The following is a 22,196-nucleotide window of genomic DNA, read 5'->3' on the forward strand; positions in this document are numbered from 1 at the left end:
CGGCGGTGCCGCAGTCAAAGGAAGGAGTGTCACCCTGATGTCCCCCTCGCGTGAGGAACGCATAGCGGCGCTGCCCGAGCATCTGCGAGCGCTGCTGCGCAGCAGGCTCTCCGGCGCCGCCGGGACCGACGAGGCCCCCGAGGCCGACGCGGTCCGCCCGGTGCCGCGCGGCGGCCCCCTGCCCATGTCCTTCGCCCAGCAACGCATGTGGTTCCTCCAGGAGTTCGATCCGCTGGCGGTCGGCTACAACTCCAGCTTCGCGCTCCGGCTGCGCGGCACGCTGGACACCGCCGCGCTGCACCGGGCGGTGAACGCGGTGGTGGCCCGCCACGAGTCGCTGCGCACCACCTTCGACTCCATCGACGGCGCACCCGTGCAGATCCCGCACGCGCTGGTTGCCATCGACCTGCCGGTGGTGGACCTGACCTGCGCCGATCCCCTCGAACGGGAGCAGGAGCTGCGGACAGCGGTGGAGCGGGAGAACGCCCGGCCGTTCGACCTGCGGACCGGCCCGCTGCTGCGGACGCTGCTGGTCCGGACGGGCGAGCGGGACCACGTCCTGGTGCTGAGCCTTCACCACATCATTCACGACGGCTGGTCGCTGGGGCTGTTCACGCGGCAGCTCGGCGAGGCGTACGACACCGCGCTGTCCGGCGGTGACCCGCACATCGCGCCCGCCCCGGTGCAGTACGCGGACTTCGCCGTACGGCAGCGGGAGCGGATGTCGGGCGGCGCCCTGGACGACTCGCTCGCGTACTGGAAACAGCAGCTGGACGGGGTCGCCCCGCTCCAGCTGCCCACCGACCGGACGCGTCCGGCGGTGCTGTCGGGGGCGGGCGGCGCGCATATCTTCGAGGTGCCCGCCGGCGTGGTCGCGGGCCTGCGCACGCTCACCGCGCAGACCGGCGCCACCCTCTTCATGACGCTGACCGCCGCGGCCCAACTGCTGCTGGCCCGTTACTCCCGCCAGGAGGACATCGCCGTCGGCACCCCGGTGGCCGGCCGCGGCGGCAGCGGGGAACTGGACGAGCTGATCGGCTGCTTCCTCAACACGCTGGTACTGCGCGGCCGGGTCGAACTGGAGCAGTCCTTCCGGGAGTTCCTGCTGCGAACCCGGGAGACGGTGCTCACCGCCTTCAGCCATGAGGAGGTGCCCTTCGAGCAGATCGTGGACGCGGTCCAGCCGGACCGCGACCCGAGCCGGATGCCGCTGGCCCAGGTCCTCGTCGTCCTCCAGAACATGCCCGAGGCGACGCTCGAACTGTCCGGGGTGACGGTCGAGGTGCTGCAACTCCCGCAGGCCAGCACCGGTTTCGACCTCGTGTGGGCCTTCGAGGAGCGGCCCGACGGCACCCTGTGGGCGGCGGCCGAGTACAGCGCGGACCTCTTCGACGCGGAGACGGTGCGCCGGATGTCCGGCCACCTGGTGAACCTCCTCCGGTCGGTGGCCGCGGCGCCGGACTCCCGTATGGGCCGGCTCGGCCTGCTCGACCCGGCCGAGCACGAGCGGCTGACCCGCGACTGGGCCCGCAACCCGCTGCCGCCCACCGAGGCCGGGCCCGTGCACGCCATGGTGGCCCGGCGCGCCACCGAGCGCCCCGACGCGGTCGCGGTGCGCTGTGGGGACCGGCGGGTGACGTACGGGGAGCTGGACGCCGGAGCCAACCGGCTGGCCCGCCGCCTGGGCGACGAGGGCGTACGGCCCGGTGACGTGGTGGGCGTGTGCTGCGAGCGCGGCCCCGACCAGGTGCTGGCCACGCTCGCCGTACTGAAGGCCGGTGCCGCGTTCCTGCCGCTGCACCCGGCGTTCCCGGCCGCCCGCCGGGCCCTGATGCTCTCGGAGACCGGCGCGTCGCTGGTACTGACCGGGACCGCGCTGCTCGACGGGCTCACCGACGCCGGGGTACGGACCCTCGCCGTCGACGCCGAGCGGCCCCGGCTCGCCGCGTACGACGCCACCGAGCCGGACACCGCCCGTACGGACCCGAAGGACCTGGCGTACATCATCTACACCTCGGGCTCCACCGGCACTCCCAAGGGCGTGCTGCTGCGGCACGGGGGCCTGGCCAACATGATCGACGCGTCCCGGCGGAAGCTGGACGTGGGGCCGGACATGACGGTGTGCCAGCTGTCCGCGCCGAGCTTCGACGGAGCGGTCTGGGAGACCTTCACCGGCCTCGCCTCGGGCGCCGTGCTGGCGCTGCCGGACGACCCGGCGGAGGCGCTCGGCTCCGCGCAGATCACCCGGCTCGCCGACGGGCGGCCCACGGTGCTCAGCCTGCCCCCGGCGGCGCTGGCCGCGGTGGAGCCGCGGGCGCTGCCCGGCGGGTCGGTGATCCTCGCGGTGGGCGACCGCTGCCCCGCCGACCTGGCCCGTACGTGGTCGCGCAGCCACCGCTTCATCAACGGCTACGGGCCGACCGAGAACAGCGTCGGCGCCACCATGTACGAGGGCGACGGGACCGAGCGCGCCGACGCGGCGGATCGCCTGCCGATCGGGCGCCCGCTGCCCAACGTCGAGGTGCACGTCCTGGACGGCTTCGGTAACCCGGTGCCCGCCGGGGTGACCGGCGAGATCCACCTCGGCGGCGCCCAGGTCGCCGCGGGCTACCTGGGGCGCCCCGACCTCACCGCGCGGCGCTTCGTCGCGCACCCCTTCAGCGACGATCCCGAGGCCCGGCTCTACCGGACCGGGGACCTGGCCGCCTGGCTGCCCGACGGGAAGCTGGACTTCCGCGGCCGGGTGGACGACCAGGTCAAGATCCGCGGCTTCCGGATCGAGCCGGGCGAGATCGAGGCCGCGATGGCGCGCCACCCGCGGGTGGCGCAGGCGGCGGTCGTGGTCCGTCCGGGCCCGCGCGGCAAACGGCTGGCGGGCTATGTGGTCCCGGCGTCCGGGGAGGGCACGTCGCTGGCGGCTGAGGTGCACGAGCTGCTGTCCGGCGAGCTGCCCGCCTTCATGGTGCCGAGCACCCTGACCGTACTGCCGGAGCTGCCGCTGACCACCAACGGGAAGGTGGACCGGGCCGCGCTGCCGGAGGAACAGCCGGGCGACGGGCGGCCGGTGACGCGGCCCAGCGGGCCGGTGGAGACCGCGCTGGCCGAGGTCTTCGCGTCCGTGCTGGGCGTCGGGGAGGTCGGCGCGGACGACGACTTCTTCGCGCTGGGCGGTGACTCGATCCTCTCCACCCAGGTCGTCGCGCGCGCCCGGCAGGCCGGGCTGCGGATCACCACGAAGGAGCTCTTCCAGTTCAAGACCGTCGCCGGGCTCGCCCGGGTGGCGCGGGCCGAGGACGCCGGGGGCGGCGCGGACGACGACGCCCACCGGACCGGGCCGGTGCCGCTCACCCCGGTGCAGCACTGGTTCTTCGCCCACCACACCGTCAATCCGCACCACTTCAACCAGTCGGTGCTGCTGGAGCTGGTCCCCGGGGCCGACATCGAGGCGCTGCGCCACGCGCTGGGGCTGCTCATGGAGCGGCACGACGCTCTGCGTACCCGCTTCTCGTACGAGGACGGGGCCTGGCGGCAGGAGATCGGCGCCGAGGCGGACGGCCGGTGGCACTTCCGGCGGGTGGATCTGGCCGGGTTGGACGAGGCGGACGTGGCCGCGCGGACCGAGGAGGAGACCGTCGCCGCGCAGCGCGGGCTGCATCTGACCGACGGGCCGCTGGTACGGGCCGTCCTGTTCGACCGCGGCCCCGGGCACGCCCGACAGCTCTTCCTCACCGTGCACCACTTGGTCGTGGACGGGGTGTCCTGGCGCGTCCTGCTGGACGACCTGCGCCGGGCGTACACCCGGCTCGCCGCCGGGCAGGACGCGGACCTGGGCCCGCGCAGCACCTCCTTCGGGCAGTGGGCGCACCGGCTGCGCGAGCACACCGCCACCGGCGGGTTCGACGACGAACTGGCCTACTGGCGCGGCCTGCCGGCCGCCGACGAGCCGGCGGACACCGGAACCTTCGCCGAGCGCCGTACCGTGCACGACGGCCTCGACGCGGCCGACACCGAGGTGCTGCTGCGCCGGGTTCCGGGCGTGCTGCGGGCCAAGGTGGACGAGGTACTGCTGGCCATGCTCGGCCAGGCGCTCAGCGGCTGGGACGGCACCGTACCGGCCCTCGTGGACCTGGAGGGACACGGCCGGGAGGACATCCTCGACGGCGTCGATCTCAGCGGCACCGTGGGCTGGTTCACCACCATCCACCCCGTCGCGCTCGACGTGCCCAAGGACGCGGCCCCCAAGGACGCCGTACGGGCCGTCAAGCGGCAGCTGCGCACCCTGCCCCGGCACGGCATCGGGTACGGCGCCCTGCGCCACCTGACGTCCGGTACGGGTCCGGCCGAACCGGCCCTGCCGCCCGCCCACGCCCGGATCGCCTTCAACTACCTCGGCCAGTGGGACGGGCAGCTCCCCGACGGCGACGCCCTGGTGGCCCGCCATCTCGACCACGGCGGCCAGGACCACGAACCGGCCGAACGGCGGCTGTACGAGCTGGAGATCGCCGCCGCGGTCGAGCACGGCCGGCTCGACCTGAGCTGCGCCTACTCCCCCGCCCGGCACGACGCGGCGGTGGTCGCCGGTCTGCTGCGGACGGTGGCCGACGGCCTGAGGGAGCTGGTGCGCTCATGCGCCTGACCCGCTCCGGGCCCCTTCACACGATCGGCTCCTCCCGACGACAGGAAGACACCTCATGACGACTCCCCACCCGTGGCTGGTGACTCCGGCCAGACGTCCCGCCGCGGGAACCCGGCTGGTCTGCCTGCCGCACGCCGGCGGCAGCGCCAGCTTCTACCGGCGCTGGGCCCAGCACCTGGACTGCGACGTCGAGTTGCAGATCGTCCAGTACCCCGGCCGGGAGGAACGGGTCGACGAGCCGTTCCTCACCGATCCGGAGGCGCTGGTGGAGGCCGTCGCCGGCGCGGTGCTGGAGACCGCGCGGCCGGACGTGGAGACGGTCCTGTTCGGCCACAGCATGGGAGCGCTGATCGGGTACGAGACGGTCCGCACCCTGGCGGCGCGCGGCCTGCGCGTGGGCCGGCTGTTCGTCTCCGGCCAGGCGGCCCCGGACGAGCGGATCGGCCGGGAGCCCGCCACGGCGCTGTCCGACGACGCCATCCTGCACGAGGTCGAGACGCACGGCGGCACACAGATGAGCGTCTTCGACGACCCGGAGATCCGGGAGATGGTGCTGCCGATCCTGCGCAACGACTACCTGCTGATCGACTCCTACAGCCCGCGCGCGACGCCCCCGGTCGACGCCTCGGTCATCGCGCTCGCCGGCGACCGGGACACCAGCGTCAGCGTGGCGCGGGTGCGGCGATGGGAGGGTGTGGCCGGCAAGGAGTTCCACCTGCACACCTTCCCCGGCGGGCACTTCTTCCTGGCCGAGCAGCGCGCTCAGGTCATCACCGTGCTGCACCAGTACCTGCGCACCGGGGCCTGAGAACAGCCGTACGGCACAGCCGTACGGCTGAGCCCTACAGCACAACCGGCAGCGAAATGCCGGCGCATTGCGCGAGAACTTAATGACGCACTCCGGGCGGCACCGCACCGAGCGAAATGCGGCGCCGCCCGGAGTGCTGCCGTTTCCCGTAATCCGCCGCCGCGCACCGCCCTTTCGGGCACCTGGAGTGCAGGTTTCCACCGAGCCTTAAAAGCTTGTCCTGATCTCGCGGTCTGCTGAAGGATTCCGACGGTGCCGGCGACCGAATCCATCGCCGGGGTACACGACTTCACACGGGAGGGCCTCAGTGCTCACAAACGTCGTCATCGTCGGTGGAGGCACCTCCGGCTGGATGAGCGCATCGTATTTGAAGGCCGCGTTCGGCGACCGCCTTTCGGTCACGGTGCTGGAATCCAAGCGGATCAAGACGATCGGGGTCGGCGAGGCCACCTTCAGCACGGTGCGCCATTTCTTCGACTACCTGGGGCTGCCCGAGCACGTGTGGATGCCGAAGTGCAACGCCACGTACAAGCTCGGTATCCGCTTCGAGAACTGGCACCGCAAGGGCAGCTACTTCTACCACCCCTTCGAGCGGCTGCGGGTCGTCGACGGGTTCCCGCTCACCGACTGGTGGCTGCACCGCAAGCCGGGCAACAGCGAGCGGTTCGACCAGGACGTGTTCCTGATGTCGGCGATCTGCGACGCCGAGCGCTCCCCCCGCTACATGGACGGCACCCTCTTCGAGCAGGACTTCAAGGAGCAGACTGACCCGAAGGACCGGAAGCCGGAGCGCAGCACCCTCACCGAGCAGGACACCCAGTTCCCGTACGCCTACCAGTTCGACGCCAGCCTGCTGGCCGACTACCTCTGCGCGTACTCCACCGAACGCGGGGTGCGGCACATCGAGGACGACGTCGTGGAGGTCGCCAGGGACGACCGCGGCTGGATCGGCCACCTGCGGACCCGTGAGCACGGGGAGGTCACCGCGGACCTCTTCATCGACTGCACCGGCTTCAAGGGCCTGCTGCTGAACGAGGCGCTGGAGGAGCCCGTCATCTCCTTCCAGGACACGCTGCCCAACGACCGGGCGGTGGCCCTGCGGGTGCCGGTCGACATGGAGAAGCGCGGGCTGCGCCCGTGCACCACGGCCACCGCGCAGGACGCCGGGTGGATCTGGACCATTCCGCTCTTCGGGCGCATCGGCACCGGTTATGTGTACGCGAGCGACTACACCACACCGGAAGAGGCCGAGCGCACCCTGCGCGAGTTCGTCGGCCCGGACGCCAAGGACGTGGAGGCCAACCACATCCGCATGCGCATCGGCCGCAGCCGGAACGCCTGGGTCAACAACTGCGTGGCCGTCGGGCTCTCCAGCGGATTCGTGGAGCCGCTGGAGTCGACCGGCATCTTCTTCATCCAGCAGGGCATCGAACAGCTCGTCAAGCATTTCCCGGGCGCGGACTGGAACCCGCAGCTCCGCGATTCCTACAACCGCGCCATCGGGAACACGATCGACGGTGTACGGGAATTCCTGGTGATGCACTACCGGGGGGCCGGCCGCAACGACAACCAGTACTGGAAGGACGCCAAGACGCGCGCCCTGCCGGACGGACTCGCCGAGCGCCTGGACATGTGGCGCTCCAAGCTCCCCACCACCGAAACCATCTTCCCGAATTACCACGGCTTCGAGCCGTATTCGTACCACTCGATGCTGCTCGGTCTCGGCGGTGTCGACCTCAAGGCCCCGCCCGCGCTGGCCCTGATGGACGACTCGGCGGCGCAGGCGGAGTTCAAGCTGCTGCGCGCCCAGTCGCAGGAGCTCGCCAAGCGCCTGCCGAGCCAGTACGAGTACCTGGCCCAGATGCATTGACCACGAGCCGAACCGTCGCGTCCTGGAAGGAGGAGCCGTGGAGGCGCTGACGTACGTCCCCGCCGTGGTGCTGGTGGCGTCCGTGGCCCCGGCCGTGTGGCTCGGCAGGCGGGCCGCCCGCCTGCTCGGCCAGCCCGCCATCGTCGGGGAGATCATGGCCTGTCTGCTCCTCGGGGCCGTGCTGGCCGGTCGGTTCGGCTGGGGCGGGGAAGCCACCGACGGCTTGCCGGTGCTGGAGAAGGCCGGGCACCTGGCCCTCGCGCTCTTCGTGGTCGGCGCCGTGCAGGAGATCCGCGCCGGCGCCGGCAAGCTCGGCGGCCGCGTGGTGGCCTGGACGGCGGCCGGTTCCGCGCTGCTGCCGATGGCCTGCGGCACGCTGCTGGCCGTCTGGATCCTCCTCGGGGGCGATCCCGCGCTGCGCGGTACGGCTCCCACCACCGCGTTCGTGCTGATGCTGGCGGGCGCGCTGTCGGTCACGGCGGTTCCGGTGCTCGCGGGGGTCCTCCAGGACCGCGGGATGCTGCACACCCGTACCGGACGGCTGGCGATGGCCGCCGCGGTGACCATGGACGCGGTCAACTGGGCCCTGCTGGCGGTGGCCGTCGGCCTGGCCACCGGCGGCGGACAGGCCACCCCGGCCCTGGTGTTCACGGCCGGGCTGCTGCTGGCCCGGGGCCTGCGCCGGCTCGGTGAGCTGCCCGCCGCCCGCGCCCTGGCGCACCGGGCGCGGCCCGCGCTCCCCACCGCGCTGGTGGCGCTGACGACGGTGGCGGCGGCGCTGCTCACCGCCGGTCTGGGCCTGACCGATGTGCTGGGCGCCGTCCTGGTCGCGCTGGCCCTGCCCGCCGACGGCGGCACCGGCCCCTGGACGCGGGCCGCCCGTACCGTCGGGCAGTGGGGCCGGACCGTACTGCCGCTGCTGTTCGTGCTGACCGGCGCGGGCCTCGGCGGCGGCCCTGCCGGGATCTTCTCCTGGCAGGCGACGATCCTGGCCGTCGCCCTGGCCCTGGCCGGCAAGCTCGTCGGCTCCTACCTCGGCGCCCGGGCCGGCGGCCAGGACACCCGGACCAGCATGCGGCTCGCGGCGCTGCTCAACACCCGCGGCCTGACGGAGATCACCTTCCTCCAGATCGGCTACCAGGCGGGCATCCTGACGCCCGCCCTCTACCTCGCACTCGTCGTCATGGCACTCGTCACGACGGCGCTGGCCGGCCCGCTTCTGTGGGCCGTCGGCCGCGGTGCCCCGGGGCGCACCCCGGAGGCCGCGGACCACTCCCTCCACCCAGTCGAGCGGTGAGTCACGTGGAACTCGTCACCCCCATCAGCCAGGTCAGCACCCCCACCGGATTCCGCGACTTCATGGCGGGCTTCCCCAGCGGGGTCGCCGTCGTCACGGCCACCGACGCCCAGGGCAGGCCCTGGGGCATGACCTGCTCCTCCCTGTGCAGCGTCACCCTGGACCCGCCCACGCTGCTGGTCGGCATGCGCCTGGAGAGCCCCACCCTGCGCGCGGTCATGCTCAGCGGCTCCTTCGCCGTGAACCTGCTGCACCACAAGGGGCAGGCGACGGCCGAGCTGTTCGCCTCCGGCGCGCCGGACCGCTTCGAGACCACGCCGTGGCACACCCCCGAGGAGGCCGCGGGACCGCATCTGTCCCGCGACGCCCACGCGGTGGCCGACTGCCGGGTCCGCCAGTCCGTGCGCGTCGGCGGACAGCGGATGGTCTTCGGCGAGGTCCTGCGGATCAGCGGGCCCACCGACGAGCCCCCGCTGCTGTACGGAAACCGCCGGTTCGGCGTCTGGCCGGCCGGCTGACCCCCTCCGCGCCCCCCCGCGCGGCCCTCCAGCAACAGGAGACACCTCCCTCATGAGCGCAACCACGCGCACCCGCACCCCCGGACCACGTCACTACCTGATGTGCCGCCCCACCCACTTCGACGTCACCTACGCCATCAACCCGTGGATGGACCCGGCCAAGCCGGTCGACACCGGGCTGGCGGTGGCCCAGTGGGAGAGCCTGCGCGACCTCTACCTCTCCCTCGGCCACACCGTGGAGTTCATCGAGCCGGTGCCCGGCCTGCCCGACATGGTCTACGCCGCGAACGGCGCGACCGTCGTCGACGGCAAGGTCCTCGGCGCCCGCTTCCGCAACGCCGAGCGCGCCGCGGAAGGCCCCGCCTACCTGGACTGGTTCCGTGACCGGGGCTTCGAGGTGCACGACCCGGCGCACATCAACGAGGGCGAGGGCGACTTCCTCGTCACCGGGCGGTACGTCCTGGCCGGCCACGGCTTCCGCAGCTCCCGCGACGGGCACGCCGAGGCGCAGGAGTTCTTCGGCCGTCCGGTCATCGGCCTGGAGCTGACCGACCCCGCGTACTACCACCTGGACACCGCGCTCGCCGTCCTGGACGACGACGAAGTCATGTACAACCCGGCCGCGTTCGCCCCGGGCAGCCGCGCGGTGCTGGAGCGGCTCTTCCCCGGCGCCGTGCTCGCCACGCCGCGCGACGCCGCCGTGTTCGGCCTCAACGCGGTCAGCGACGGCTACCACGTGGTGCTGCCCGAGGCGGCCACCGGGCTGGCCGGGCAGCTGCGCGCCCGGGGCTTCCACCCGATCGGGGCGGGCCTGACCGAACTGCTCAAGGGCGGCGGCAGCGTCAAGTGCTGCACGCTCGAACTGCGCGGTCCGCGCTGACCTTCCGCCCCGTACCCGCCCCGAGAACCGCAGTGGAGGAGAGATGACGACGATCCTGACCGGCGCGGACCGAGCCCCGGGCACCGCCGACCGCGGAATCCAGCGCCCCGGCGGGATGCCGGTGGACAAGTACCCGCCGTACGAGGCGGTCGGGCTGCCCGACCGGACCTGGCCGGGGCGCCGCGCCGAGCGGGCGCCGCTGTGGTGCAGCGTGGACCTGCGCGACGGCAACCAGGCGCTGACCGACCCGATGGACCCCGACCGCAAGATGCGGATGTTCCGCCTGCTGGTGGCGATGGGGTTCAAGGAGATCGAGGTGGGCTACCCGACCGCCTCCCGCGACGACCACGACTTCCTGCGCCGGCTCATCGAGACCGACGCCATTCCCGAGGACGTGGTCATCCAGGTGATGACGCCGATCCGCGGCGACTTCATCGAGCGGACCGTCAAGGCGCTGGAGGGGGCCCGGCGGGCGGTGCTCCAGGTCTTCAACCCCACCTCGGCGATCCAGCGCCGGGTGGTGTTCCGCACGGACCGCCGGCAGACCCTCGGCCTGGCCCTGGAGGGCGCCGAACAGGCCCTCAAGCTCCAGGAGTCGATACCGGGCACGGACATCTTCCTCCAGTACGCGCCGGAGTCCTACACCCACACCGAGCCGGACTTCGCGCTGGAGATCCTCAACTCCGTCCTGGACTTCTGGGCGCCGCGGGCCCGGCACACCCTGCGGGTCAACCTGCCCGCCACGGTGGAGTGCTTCCCGCCGCAGGAGTTCGCGGACCGGATCGAGTACACCCACCGCAACCTGGCGCACCGCGAGCGCACCATCCTCGGCGTGCACCCGCACAACGACCGGGGCAGCGGGGTGGCGGCGGCGGAGCTGGCGGTGCTGGCCGGTGCCGACCGGGTCGAGGGCACCCTGTTCGGCAACGGCGAGCGCTCGGGCAACGTCTGCCTGGTCACGCTGGCCATGAACCTCTTCTCGCAGGGCATCGACCCGATGCTGGACCTCTCCGACATCGACGGCATCCGGCGGGCGGCCGAGCACTGCACCCAGCTGCCGGTGGGCGCCCGCCACCCGTGGGCCGGGGACTTCGTCTACACCTCGTTCGCCGGTACGCACCAGGACGCCATCGCCAAGGGCCTGCGCGCCCGCGAGGAGTCGGGCGAGCGGGTCTGGGACGTGCCGTACCTGCCCATCGATCCGCGCGACATCGGCCGCGGCTACCAGGCGCTGATCCGGATCAACACCCAGTCCGGCAAGGGCGGGATCGCCCATCTCCTGCGGTCCGGGTACGGCATCGAGCTGCCGCGCCGGCTCCAGATCGACTTCGCCGCGGTGATGCAGCGGGTCTGCGAGGACGCGGGCGGCGAGGTCACCGGGGACGAGCTGTGGCGCCACTTCGAGGAGCGCTACGTACGCCCCGGCCAGGAGTCCGAGCCCGGCCCGTCCGTGGCGGACACCGGCGGCTGGGAGGCAGTGGGGCAGCGGGCGCTGGAGGCGGCCGGGCTCGACGGCTACGTGCACAGCCTCGACGTGACGCGCGCCGGTGCGCCGCTCTCCGCGATGACGGCGTTCTGCGAGCTGGTGGCCGACTCGCGCTCGTACTGGGGCGTGGGCATCGCGGACACCGAGGACGCCGCGGCCGCCCGCGCCGCCCGCGCCGCCGGTGCCGCCGTGCGCCGCGCGCTGGCCGGGGACGACGAGGACGGCGTCCGGTGAGGACGCCCCGACGGCCGGGGGCCGGCGCGCCGCTCCCGGCCCCCACCCGGCGGCGCCCGCCGCGTACCGGAAGGAACGGCAGATGAGCGTGCTCGACGAGATCGTGGCCGGAGCCCGCGCCGACATGCGGCGGCGGGAGCGGGAAACCGGCCTGGAGGTGCTGATCCACCGGGTGCGGTCGATGCCGCCCACCCGGGACGCGGTGGCGGCCCTGCTCCGGCCGGGCGTTCAGGTCATCGCGGAGGTCAAGCGCCGCAGCCCGTCGAAGGGCGCGCTGGCGGACGTACCCGACCCGGCCGACCTCGCCGCGGCGTACGAGAGCGGCGGGGCGGCGGCCGTCAGCGTGCTCACCGAGGGGCGCCGCTTCGGTGGTACGCAGGCGGACCTGCGGGCCGTACGCGACCGGGTCGGCGTGCCGGTGCTGTGCAAGGACTTCCTCGTCACGCCGTACCAGCTGTGGGAGGCGCGGACCTGCGGCGCTGATCTGGCGCTGCTGATCGTGGCGGCGCTGTCCCGCGGCGAGCTGGTGGACCTGATCGGCCTGGCCGGGCGTATCGGGCTGACGCCGCTGGTCGAGGTGCACGACCGGCGCGAACTGGACCTGGCGCTGTCCGCCGGGGCGCGGGTCATCGGCGTCAACGCCCGTGACCTGCGCACCCTGCGCATCGACCGGTCGGTCTTCGAACGGCTCGCGCCGCACATCCCGGACGATGTGGTCAAGGTCGCCGAGTCGGGCGTACGGGGCCCCGACGACGTGCTCGGTCACGCGGCGCACGGCGCGGACGCGGTGCTGGTCGGCGAGCACCTGGTCACCCACGGGAGCCCCGCGGACGCGGTGGCCTCGCTGCTCGCCGCCCGCCCCGCGCCGCTCAGCGTTCCGCGGCGAGTTTCGCGGTGAGTTCCGTCCAGCGCTGGAGCACGCCCCGGGCCGCTCCCGAGTCCAGGGCGTGTCCGGCTCGCCGTACCCCGGCGGCGAGCCGCGCGGTGACCGGTTCGTCAGTGGGGTCCAGGGCGGCGAGTCCGGCCGCCGCCGAGAGCAGTACGGCGTCGCGCACCGGCCCCCGCGCCCCGGCGAACAGGTCCCTGGCCACCTGCGCGTTGTGCGCCGCGTCGCCGCCGCGCAGCGCCTCCCGCGGCGAGCGGGCCATGCCGATGTCGCGCGGGTCGAAGGTCTCGGCCCGTACGGTACCGGCGGCCACCGACCAGACCGACGAGGTGGCGGAGACCGTCAGTTCGTCCATGCCGTCGTCACCCCGGAACACCAGCGCCGAGCCGCCGCGCCGCGCCAGCACCTCGGCGAGCAGCGGGGCCAGCCGGCGGTCGGCCACCCCGACCGCCTGGGCGGTGGGCCGGGCCGGATTGGTCAGCGGGCCGAGGCAGTTGAACACCGTCGGCACGCCCAGTTCCCGCCGGGTGGGTCCCGCGTGGCGGGCGGCGGGGTGGAACGCGGGCGCGAAGCAGAAGGTGATGCCCGCCTCCACGGCGGTCTGCGCGACGTGCTCCGGGGCCAGTTCGAGGACCACGCCCAGTTCCTCCAGTACATCGGCGGAGCCGCAGGCGGAGGACGCCGAGCGGTTGCCGTGCTTGACGACCCGGGCGCCGGCCGCCGCCGCCACGACGGCCGACATGGTCGAGACGTTGACGCTGTCGCTGCCGTCCCCGCCGGTGCCGACGATGTCGAGCGTGGGGCCGGGCACGTCGAGCGGCACCGCGTGGGCGTACATGGCGCGCACCAGGCCGGTGATCTCGCCCGCGGTCTCGCCCTTGGCGCGCAACGCGACCAGGAAAGCCGCCAGTTGGGCGGACGAGGCCCGGCCGCTCATGACCTGGTCCAGGGCCCAGGCCGTGCTGTCGGCCGGCAGGTCGCGGCGCGCCAGCAGCGCGCCGAGAACGCCGGGCCAGGTGGGGGCCGTCTGCGGCTCGGTCACGGAATTCTCCTCGGGACGAGTGGAAAAGGGCGCGGCGCACCACGCGATACCGGGCGAACGCCATGCGGAACGGCCCGCCCGCCGTGAATTGCCGGAATATCCGGGCCGTACGACGGCCGCTCCCCATTGTGGGCGCGCCGGAATTGTGTAACCAGACCAGTTGTGGTGCCCGTCGGCGGACCATTTCCCGCGGAGCGCACCCGGAGCGAAGGGGAACCGGAAAGGTGACCTGGAATACGCTGATCGATGTGTCCCGGGATTCCGGACTCCCGCTGACCGCCCAGATCCAGGAAAGCCTCAAGCAGGAGATCACCGGCGGCGCGCTGCACCCCGGCACCCGGCTGCCCTCCAGCCGGCAGCTCGCCGAGGACCTGGGCGTGTCGCGGAGCGTGGTGGTGGAGGCGTACGGGCAGCTGATCGCGGAGGGCTATCTGGAGGCGCTGCAGGGCTCCGGCACGCGGGTCGCGGCGGGTCTGCCGGGCGCCGGGTCCGAGGGCCCCACCCTGCTGGACGGCGCGGGCCGCGCCCCGTCGGTCCGCTGGGACCTGCGCGCCGGGTCGGTCTCGGGCGGCTTCCCGCAGCGGGAGTGGCTGGCCGCGTACCAGCGGGTCGTACAGCGCACGGACCGGCACGACGTGGGCTATCCGCCGGCCTCCGGGGTCCCGGCGCTGCGCGGTGAACTGGCCCGCTATCTGGGGCGGGTGCGCGGGGTGCACACCACGGCCGGGGCGGTCATGGTGGTCTCCGGCTTCGCCCAGGCGCTCGGCCTGGTGTGCGCGGCGCTGCCGCGGCTGGGCATCGGCGAGCTGGGCGTGGAGGAGCCGTGCCATCCGCAGCAGCGGCAGTTCGTGGCGGAGGCCGGGATCGTGCCGCGGCCGGTGCCGGTGGACGCGCACGGCATCGACGTGGACGCGCTGTCCCGTACCGGCGTACGGGCCGTCCTGGTCACCCCGGCCCACCAGTTCCCCACCGGTGTCACCCTGAGCCCGCAGCGCAGGGAGGCGCTGGTGCGCTGGGCGCAGGACGTGGACGGGTGGATCGTCGAGGACGACTACGACGGCGACCTGTGGCTGGCGCACGGCGCCCGCCCGGCGGCGCTCCAGCGGCAGGCGCCCGACCGGGTGCTGTACGCGGGCACCGCCAGCAAGTCGCTGGCGCCCGGCCTGCGCCTGGGCTGGCTGGCGCTGCCCGCGCCACTGCGCGGCCTGCTGGCCCGGGTCCGCTCGCAACGGGACCTGGGCTGCGAGGTGTTCACCCAGCTCGCCTACGCGGAGCTGCTGAGCACCGGGGTGTTCGACCGCCATCTGCGGCGCCAGCGGGCCCGGCTCCGGGCCCGCCGGGACACCCTGGAGCGGGCCCTGCGCACCTTCCTCCCGGACGGCCGGATCACCGGGTCCGCCGCCGGGCTGCACGCCTACGTCCTGCTCCCCCACCGCACCGACGAGGCGGCGCTGACCGCGCTCGCGTCACAGCGGTCGGTGCTGGTGCGCGGCGGCCGCTACTGCCACGACCGGCCGTGGCAGGCGCGGCCCGCCCTCGTGCTGGGGTACGCGGCGGTGCCGCGCTCGGGGCTGACCGAGGCGCTGGGCGAGATCGGGGCCGCGTACGCGGAACTGACCGGCGGGGCCCGCAGCCCCGCCCGCTGCGCGTGACGGCGGCCTCACCCCACGGCGGCGGCCAGGAAGTTCTCGAAGAACCGCAGACCGCTGCCGGTCATGATGCTCTCCGGGTGGAACTGCACGCCCTCGACGGGCAGCGTCCGGTGCCGCAGCCCCATCACATAGCCGTCGTCGGTGGCGGTCGCGGTCTCCTGGAGCTCGTCCGGCAGCGGCCGGGCGACGACCAGCGAGTGGTAGCGGGTGGCCACCGTACGGTCCGGCAGGCCGCGGAAGACGCCCTGCCCGTCGTGCTCGACGGTGCTGGTCCGGCCGTGCATCAGGTGGTCGGCCACCTCGATGCGGCCGCCGTAGGACAGCGCTATGGCCTGGTGGCCGAGGCACACGCCGAGCAGCGGCGTGTGCCCGGCGAAGCGCCGCACCAGTGCGACGTGGCCCGAGTCGAGGGGGTGTCCGGGGCCGGGGCCGAGCACCACGGCGTCCGGCGCGGTGGCGGCCAGCTGGTCGGCGGTGCGGGTGCCGGCCCGCACGACCTCGGTGTCGGCGCCGAGGGTGCGCAGGTACTGGTCGATGATGTGGACGAAGCTGTCGTAGGCGTCCACCAGCAGGATCTTCACAGCAGTTCGCTCCCGGTCAGCGCCCAGTGGGCGGCGGCCATCTTGGCCAGCGTCTCGTTCCACTCGGCCTCCGGCGCCGACTCGGCGACGATCCCGGCCGAGCTCTGCGTGGAGTAGACCTCGCCGTCGTGCACGACGGTGCGGATGCACAGCGCGAACTCGGCCCAGCCCGCCACGTCGACCAGGCCGACCGCCCCGGCGTAGCTGCCGCGGGGCTCCTCCTCGATCCCGTCGATGATCTCCATGGCGCGCAGCTTGGGCGCGCCGGTCATGGTGCCGGCGGGGAAGGTGGCGGCCATCGCGTCCCACACCCCGGCGCCGGGCGCCAGCCGTCCGCTGACAGTCGAGACCATGTGGAAGACGTGCGAGAAGGTCTCCACCGTCATCAGGCCGCTCTCGTCGAGCGACCCGGCGCGGGCCACCCGGCCGATGTCGTTGCGGCACAGGTCCACCAGCATCACGTGCTCGGCCCGCTCCTTGGAGCTGGTGACCATCTCCTCGATACGGCGCTCGTTCTCCTCGGGGTCGGGGGTGCGGCGGGTGGTGCCGGCGATCGGGCGCATCACGATCCGCGCGCCGCCCGCGGCGCCCGGTCCGGGCCCGTCCGGTCCTTCGGCCTCCGGCTCGATACGGAAGTGCAGTTCGGGGCTGGCGCCGATGAGGGTGCCGGTGCCGCGCGGGCACAGGTACATGTACGGCGAGGGGTTGCGGGCGCGCAGCCGCTGGTAGACCTGATCGGGGCGCAGCGTGCTGCGGACGTCGATCCGGTGGCCGATCTGGATCTGGTAGATGTCCCCGACCCGGATGTGCTCCAGGCACTGTTCGGCCCACCGCAGGAAGTCGGCGCGCGCCACACTGTCGCGTACGGACAGCGGCGCGGGCGCCTCGGGGCAGGCGTCGGCGTCCGACGGGGTTTCGGCGGCGCGGCGGGCCAGGGCGGCCACGTCCACGGCCCCGGCGGGCGGGAAGTCCGCGCACTCGGCGCTCAGCAGCCGGGCGGTGCCCGCCTCGTGGTCGTACCAGACGGTCTCCCGGAAGAGCGTGACCGTGAGGTCGGGGCCGCCCCGCGAGGCGGTCCGCGCGGGCAGCGGTTCCATGTGCCAGGCGGCCTCGTACCCGAGGGTGGCCAGGAAGCCGAAGGCGTAGCCGCCCGGGGTGTCGCGCTCGACCCGGAACATCTCCTGGGCCGCGCGCAGCAGACGCCATGCCTGACCGGAGCGGGCCAGGCGGTAGCGGTCGTACGGGCCGTGGCCGGTGGCGTCGGGGACGAGCCCGGCCTGCTCGGCGGCGGCGCCCAGGGCATGGCGCAGCGGCCCGGAGCCGTCGATCTCGACATGCCCGGCGAACAGCCGGATCTCGGCGAGCCGGCCGTGCCCGACCACGGCGGGCCGGCGGTCGGCCCGCGGACCGGCGAGGCTCTCGGTCAGGAACGTCTCGCCGTGCCCCGCGGCCGCGGTCAGCGCTCGGTGAAGCACGAGCGGGTCGTGACCAGGCAGCGGCACCGTCGCGACGCGTACGGAAAATCGGGGGACCGCTCTTTGCGTGCGGGCTTCCGGTGCGGATTCCGGCGCCTTTTCGGCCGGCGCCACCGGTGTCATGCCGGGCATATGATTCCTCGTTTTCTCAGGATTTCCCCAGGTGCTGGGTGAAGGGGCACGGTAAGGAAAACAGCCGCGCCGCAAGGCGTTCCAGACCAATTGGCGGGCGCCGGTACGGGCCACTCGCGCCTTTCTTGACCCGGCTTCCGCCTGCCGGTTGTATCCGGGGTCACCAGGCGCCGTATCCCGCCGCATTCGATCCCGTTCTGGGGGCCGTGATGGACGTATCCGCACCGAAGAGCCGTACCGCACCGGCGATCCCGCCGGCGCCGGGGCAGCAGCCGCAGTGGCCCGATGAGGCGGCCCGGGACGCGGTGGTCGCCGAACTGCGCGCCGCCGCGCCGCTGGTGTTCGCCGAGGAGTGCGACCGGCTGCGGGACCGGCTGGCGGCGGTGGCCCGCGGCGAGGCGTTCCTGCTCCAGGGCGGGGACTGCGCGGAGACCTTCCGGCAGACCTCCGCCGAATCGGTCGGCGCGACGCTGCGCACCCTGCTCCAGATGGCCGTGGTGCTCACGTACGCGGCGTCCGTGCCGGTGGTCAAGGTCGGCCGGATGGCCGGGCAGTACGCCAAGCCGCGCTCGGCGCCGGCCGAGACCCGTGACGGCGTCACCCTGCCCGTCTACCGGGGCGACGCGGTCAACGGGCCGGAGTTCGACGCGGCGGCCCGGCGGCCCGACCCGCGCCGGATGCGGCGGGTGTACGACGCCTCCACGACCACGCTCAACCTCGTACGGGCCCTGACCCAGGGCGGTTTCGCGGACCTGCACCAGGTGCACGCCTGGAACCGGGGCTTCGTCACCGACTCCCCCGCCGGCCGGCGCTACGAGGAACTGGCCGACGAGATCGAGCGGTCGCTGCTGTTCATGCACGCGTGCGGGGTGGCCCCCGGCGAGGTGCACGCCGCCGAGTTCTTCGTCAGCCACGAGGGGCTGCTGCTGGACTACGAGAACGCGCTGGTGCGCACCGACGACCGGACCGGGACCCCGTACGCCTCCAGCGGGCACCTGATCTGGGTGGGCGAGCGCACCCGGCACCCGGACGGCGCGCACCTGGACTTCCTCCGCCGGATCCGCAACCCGGTCGCGGTGAAGATCGGCCCGGACGCGCACCCGGACGAACTGCTGCGCTACGTGGACCGGCTGGACCCGGACCGGGAGCCGGGCCGGCTGACGTTCGTGGTGCGGATGGGCGCGGAGCGGGTGCGCGACCGGCTGCCGCGGCTGGTGGAGAAGGCGGTGGCGGACGGCGCCCGGGTGGCGTGGGTGTGCGACCCGATGCACGGCAACACCTTCGTGACCCCGACCGGCCACAAGACCCGGCGCTTCGACGTGATCCTGGACGAGGTGCAGGGCTTCTTCGAGGTGCACCGGGCGCTGGGCACCCACGCCGGCGGCCTGCACGTGGAGCTGACCGGCAGCGATGTGACCGAGTGCGTGGGCGGCGGCAGCACGGTGGACATGGCGGACCTGCCGCTGCGCTACGAGAGCGCCTGCGACCCCCGGCTCAACCACGGCCAGTCCATCGACCTGGCCTTCCGGGCCGCGGAGATGCTGCGCGGCTGACCGCGGCAGACCGCTTCGGGTGCGCGGATACGGACCAATCCGTAGATCGTTGACCCGGCCGGGCGTACTGATCAATACTCCTTCCGGGCGAAACCGCCCCGGAGCAATCGCTCACGAGGCGAGGTGTCACGGTGCGGACGAACGCCACGAGCGTGTGCTCCGCACCGTGCCGAGGGGGGTTCCGGGTGATGAAGGCAGGTGACCGTGTCACGCGTTCCTGAAGGCCCGGCTCCGCTGGCCGTACGGGCCGCGGGCTGGCAGTTCCCGGAGACCGTACGGGACACCGCCCGGTTACCGGAGTTATCGGACCTGACACCGGCCGAGCGCGGCGTCCTCGCGGGGCTGGGCATCGAGCACATCCGGGCGGACGACGAACCGGACGCGGCCGCTCTGGCCACCGGCGCCGCGAAGCGCGCGCTGGCGACAGCGGGGCTGACCGTGGCGGAAGTCCGGGCCCTGGTCGTCGTCGAGTCCCGCGCCCCGCAGACCTTGCTCAGCTCCGAGGCGACCCGCATACAGGAACTGCTCGGCGCCCGGGACGCGGTGACCTTCTCGGTGGGCGGACTGGGCTGCGTCTCCATCGCCCCCGCCCTGCTCACCGCCCGTGGCCTGCTCGCCGCCGACCCGGACCTCGGCCACGTACTGGTCGCGCACGGCAGCACCCCCGCGACGCCGGGCCGCTACCGCCACCCGGTGACCGTCAACGGGGACGGCGGCGGCGCGCTGCTGCTCTCCCGGACCGGCCCGGTGCGGTTGCTGGACTCCGTCCAGGAGACCGACGGCCGCTACTGGAATCTCTTCGAGGTCGCCTTCCGCGACGTGCCCAGCGCGCAGTGGCGGGAGCGCTGCCAGGAGCCCGCCGTCTATTCCTTCCAGCTGGCGGTGCAGACCCGCAACCGGCTGACGACGCTGCTGGACAAGCTCCTCGCCCGGCACGGCATGACCCGTACGGACGTCGCCGGTTATCTCACGCAGAACCTCTCCGTCGGCAGCTTCGGATTCACCGAGGAATCCCTCGGCATCACCGTGCTGCCGGCCTGCCGCGACAACCTCCGGGAGTACGGGCACCTGGGCCCGAACGACGTGTTCTTCAACCTGTACACGGCGCTGGAACGCAAGGAACTGGGCGAGGGGGACCGCGCGGTGCTGATCAACGTGAGTCCGGTGGCCGCGTGGAGCGTGCTGCTGGTGGAAATAGGGGCGGAGCCGGTGCGGTGAAGCCGGGCACGGGGGAAAGGCGCGCCGCGGTGGACGTGCTGGAGCTGTTCGAGCAGCAGGTACGTACGGCGCCGGAGCGCACCGCACTGGCCATCGGCGGACACACTTTCACGTACGGACAACTGCACTCGGCGTCCGACGAGTTGGCACGGCGCATAGCTGACGGCGGGGGCGTCGGGCCGGGCTCCGGCCAGGTCGTGGCGCTGCATCTGCGGCAGAGCGCCCGGACGGTCGTCGGCATGCTGGCGGCCCTGCGCCTGGGGCTGGCCTGGTACGTGGTCGAGCCGGGCCCGCACGCCACAGGACCGGCCGCCGAACGGCTCCGCGCGGCACTCGCCGACACCGACTGCGCGGCCGTCGTCTTCGACGGCACCGACCCCGCGACCGCCCCGGAAGCGGTGGCCGCGGCGGCACCCCGTACGCGCCGGATCGACCTGTCCGGACCGGACGGGACGGCGGTGTCCCGGGCGACGGCCGCCGGGAGCGCGCCCCGGGCGCGGGTGCCGGGCAGCGCACCGGCGTACGTCATCGGCACCGCCGGTTCGACCGGCGCCCCCAAGGCCGTCGTGGTCGGCCGCGACGCCCTCGCCCAGCTGATGGCCGTACGCCCCGAGGAACCGGGCGTGACCACCTTCTCGCCGTGCCGGCTGGCCTGGGACGGGTCGCTGCTGCTGCTCTTCCACGCGCTGTGCACCGGCGGTACGGCCGTGCTGCCGGACGCGCGGGAACTGCCCGACGCGGCGCGGAGCGCGGCGCTCGTCACCACCTGGCAGGCCCGGCAGATCGCCGCGCCGCCGTCCTTCTACCGGCTGCTGCTGCCGCACCTGGCCGGGGCCGACCGCCACCTGCGCAGGGTGATCCTCGGCGGCGAACCGGTCCCCGCCACGCTGGTCGACGCGCACCGCAGGACACTGCCCGGCACCCGGCTGCGGAACGAGTACGGCCCGACGGAGGCCACCGTCGGCGTCATCGCGTACGACGTACCGGACACCCCGGAGTCCCCCGACGCGGACTCCGGCCTGCCGATCGGCCGCCCCATCGGACCGGCCACCCGGGCCTACGTCCTCGGGCGCGACCTCCGGCCCGTGCCCGAGGGGACGCTGGGCGAGCTGTACCTCGGCGGCCCGCAGGTCGCCCTGGGCTACGCGGGCCGCCCGGCCGAGACCGCGGGCCGCTTCGTGGCGGACCCGTACGCCGGTGCCCCCGGCGCCCGGATGTACCGCACCGGCGACCTGGCGCGGACCGCCGCGTCGGGCGTGATCAGCTTCGCGGGGCGGGAGGACGGCCAGGTGAAGGTGCGCGGGGCGCGGATCGAACGGCACGCCGTGGAGGCCGTGGTGGAGAGCCACCCCGGGGTGGGGAGGGCCTGCGTCCTGGCCGTGCCCGACGAGCGCATGGACATGACCCTCGTGGCGTTCTGGACCGCCGGGCCCGGGGCGGAGGGGCCGGCGGTCCGCGAACTGCTGGCGCACTGCGCGTCGCGGCTGGCCGCGCACGCCGTTCCCGAGCGCTTCGTGAAGGTCGCGGACGTTCCGCTGACGCCCCAGGGCAAGACCGACGAGGACGCCCTGCGCGCGCTGCTCACGGAGGCGGAGCCCTGCGGATCGGACGGCGGCGCCGCGAACGGGTTCGGCACCGAGCTGGAACGGCAGGTCGCCGCGCTGTGGGCCGACGTACTGCGGCACGACGGCTTCGGGCCCGACGACGGCTTCTTCGCGGCGGGCGGCAACTCGCGCCGGGTCGTGGAGCTGCACATGGGCCTGGAGCGGCGGTGGCCGGGCGCGGTCCGGGTGGGGCAGCTCTTCGACCTGGTCACCGTACGGGACCAGGCGGAGGCCGTCGGCCGGGCGCTCGCCGGGAGCGACGGACCGGCCGGCGCGCCGGCGGCGTTCGAAGTGTGAGCGCCCCGTCCCCGCGCGGGTGACCGC

The 22,196-nt window shown here is 73.8% G+C and carries 15 protein-coding genes; 12 read left to right on the top strand and 3 right to left on the bottom strand.

Annotated features, from left to right (window positions below; genetic code table 11):
* Window positions 1-37 precede the first annotated feature (37 nt).
* The 8 genes from CP984_RS09570 (at window position 38) to trpC (ending at window position 12,627) form a co-directional block, all read left to right on the top strand.
* Window positions 38-4,636: a non-ribosomal peptide synthetase gene (locus CP984_RS09570; protein ID WP_050498884.1), complete on the top strand. Its 4,599-nt coding sequence runs from the start codon at window positions 38-40 to the stop codon at window positions 4,634-4,636.
* 55 nt (window positions 4,637-4,691) lie between these two features.
* Window positions 4,692-5,444 carry a thioesterase II family protein gene (locus CP984_RS09575; protein ID WP_003983580.1) on the top strand — a complete coding sequence of 251 codons (753 nt, stop codon included), beginning with the start codon at window positions 4,692-4,694 and terminating at the stop codon, window positions 5,442-5,444.
* Window positions 5,445-5,751: 307 nt separating this feature from the next.
* Window positions 5,752-7,314, top strand: a complete 1,563-nt coding sequence (locus CP984_RS09580) for a tryptophan halogenase family protein (RefSeq protein ID WP_003983578.1) — start codon at window positions 5,752-5,754, stop codon at window positions 7,312-7,314.
* Window positions 7,315-7,351: 37 nt separating this feature from the next.
* Entirely contained in the window at window positions 7,352-8,611 is a 1,260-nt protein-coding gene (locus CP984_RS09585) for a cation:proton antiporter (RefSeq protein WP_003983577.1), read from the top strand.
* On the top strand, window positions 8,608-9,129 hold the full coding sequence (locus CP984_RS09590) for a flavin reductase family protein (protein ID WP_312026848.1): 522 nt from the start codon (window positions 8,608-8,610) through the stop codon (window positions 9,127-9,129). The genes CP984_RS09585 and CP984_RS09590 overlap by 4 nt, the downstream gene beginning before the upstream one ends.
* 52 nt (window positions 9,130-9,181) lie before the next feature.
* Window positions 9,182-10,009 carry a dimethylargininase gene (ddaH, locus tag CP984_RS09595; RefSeq protein WP_003983574.1) on the top strand — a complete coding sequence of 276 codons (828 nt, stop codon included), beginning with the start codon at window positions 9,182-9,184 and terminating at the stop codon, window positions 10,007-10,009.
* Between the two features lie 43 nt (window positions 10,010-10,052).
* A complete protein-coding gene (locus CP984_RS09600; RefSeq protein WP_226048634.1) occupies window positions 10,053-11,729 on the top strand; it encodes a 2-isopropylmalate synthase in 1,677 nt (558 codons plus the stop codon).
* A gap of 82 nt (window positions 11,730-11,811) precedes the next feature.
* Window positions 11,812-12,627, top strand: coding sequence for an indole-3-glycerol phosphate synthase TrpC (gene trpC / locus CP984_RS09605; protein ID WP_050558033.1), 816 nt, complete (start codon window positions 11,812-11,814; stop codon window positions 12,625-12,627).
* Here the strand turns inward: trpC and trpD are convergent.
* Window positions 12,599-13,657, bottom strand: coding sequence for an anthranilate phosphoribosyltransferase (trpD, locus tag CP984_RS09610; protein ID WP_003985921.1), 1,059 nt, complete (start codon window positions 13,655-13,657; stop codon window positions 12,599-12,601). The genes trpC and trpD overlap by 29 nt on opposite strands.
* A gap of 224 nt (window positions 13,658-13,881) precedes the next feature.
* Here trpD and pdxR point away from each other — a divergent pair, with 224 nt between their 5' ends.
* On the top strand, window positions 13,882-15,309 hold the full coding sequence (pdxR, locus tag CP984_RS09615) for a MocR-like pyridoxine biosynthesis transcription factor PdxR (protein ID WP_003985920.1): 1,428 nt from the start codon (window positions 13,882-13,884) through the stop codon (window positions 15,307-15,309).
* A gap of 8 nt (window positions 15,310-15,317) precedes the next feature.
* Here pdxR and CP984_RS09620 read toward each other — a convergent pair whose 3' ends face one another.
* Together CP984_RS09620 and CP984_RS09625 are read right to left on the bottom strand one after the other, a co-directional pair.
* Window positions 15,318-15,890, bottom strand: a complete 573-nt coding sequence (locus CP984_RS09620; protein WP_003985919.1) for an anthranilate synthase component II — start codon at window positions 15,888-15,890, stop codon at window positions 15,318-15,320.
* On the bottom strand, window positions 15,887-17,497 hold the full coding sequence (locus tag CP984_RS09625; RefSeq protein ID WP_003985918.1) for an anthranilate synthase component I family protein: 1,611 nt from the start codon (window positions 17,495-17,497) through the stop codon (window positions 15,887-15,889). The genes CP984_RS09620 and CP984_RS09625 overlap by 4 nt, the downstream gene beginning before the upstream one ends.
* A 209-nt stretch (window positions 17,498-17,706) precedes the next feature.
* Here CP984_RS09625 and CP984_RS09630 point away from each other — a divergent pair, with 209 nt between their 5' ends.
* From CP984_RS09630 to CP984_RS09640, 3 genes are all read left to right on the top strand, one after another.
* Window positions 17,707-19,050, top strand: coding sequence for a class II 3-deoxy-7-phosphoheptulonate synthase (locus tag CP984_RS09630; protein WP_003985917.1), 1,344 nt, complete (start codon window positions 17,707-17,709; stop codon window positions 19,048-19,050).
* A gap of 204 nt (window positions 19,051-19,254) precedes the next feature.
* Window positions 19,255-20,268: a beta-ketoacyl-[acyl-carrier-protein] synthase family protein gene (locus CP984_RS09635; protein WP_030181832.1), complete on the top strand. Its 1,014-nt coding sequence runs from the start codon at window positions 19,255-19,257 to the stop codon at window positions 20,266-20,268.
* Window positions 20,265-22,169, top strand: a complete 1,905-nt coding sequence (locus CP984_RS09640; protein ID WP_003985915.1) for a non-ribosomal peptide synthetase — start codon at window positions 20,265-20,267, stop codon at window positions 22,167-22,169. Before CP984_RS09635 ends, CP984_RS09640 begins: the two co-directional genes overlap by 4 nt.
* Window positions 22,170-22,196: the final 27 nt, after the last annotated feature.

It is taken from the genome of Streptomyces rimosus (assembly GCF_008704655.1).
Classification (GTDB): Bacteria; Actinomycetota; Actinomycetes; order Streptomycetales; family Streptomycetaceae; genus Streptomyces; species Streptomyces rimosus.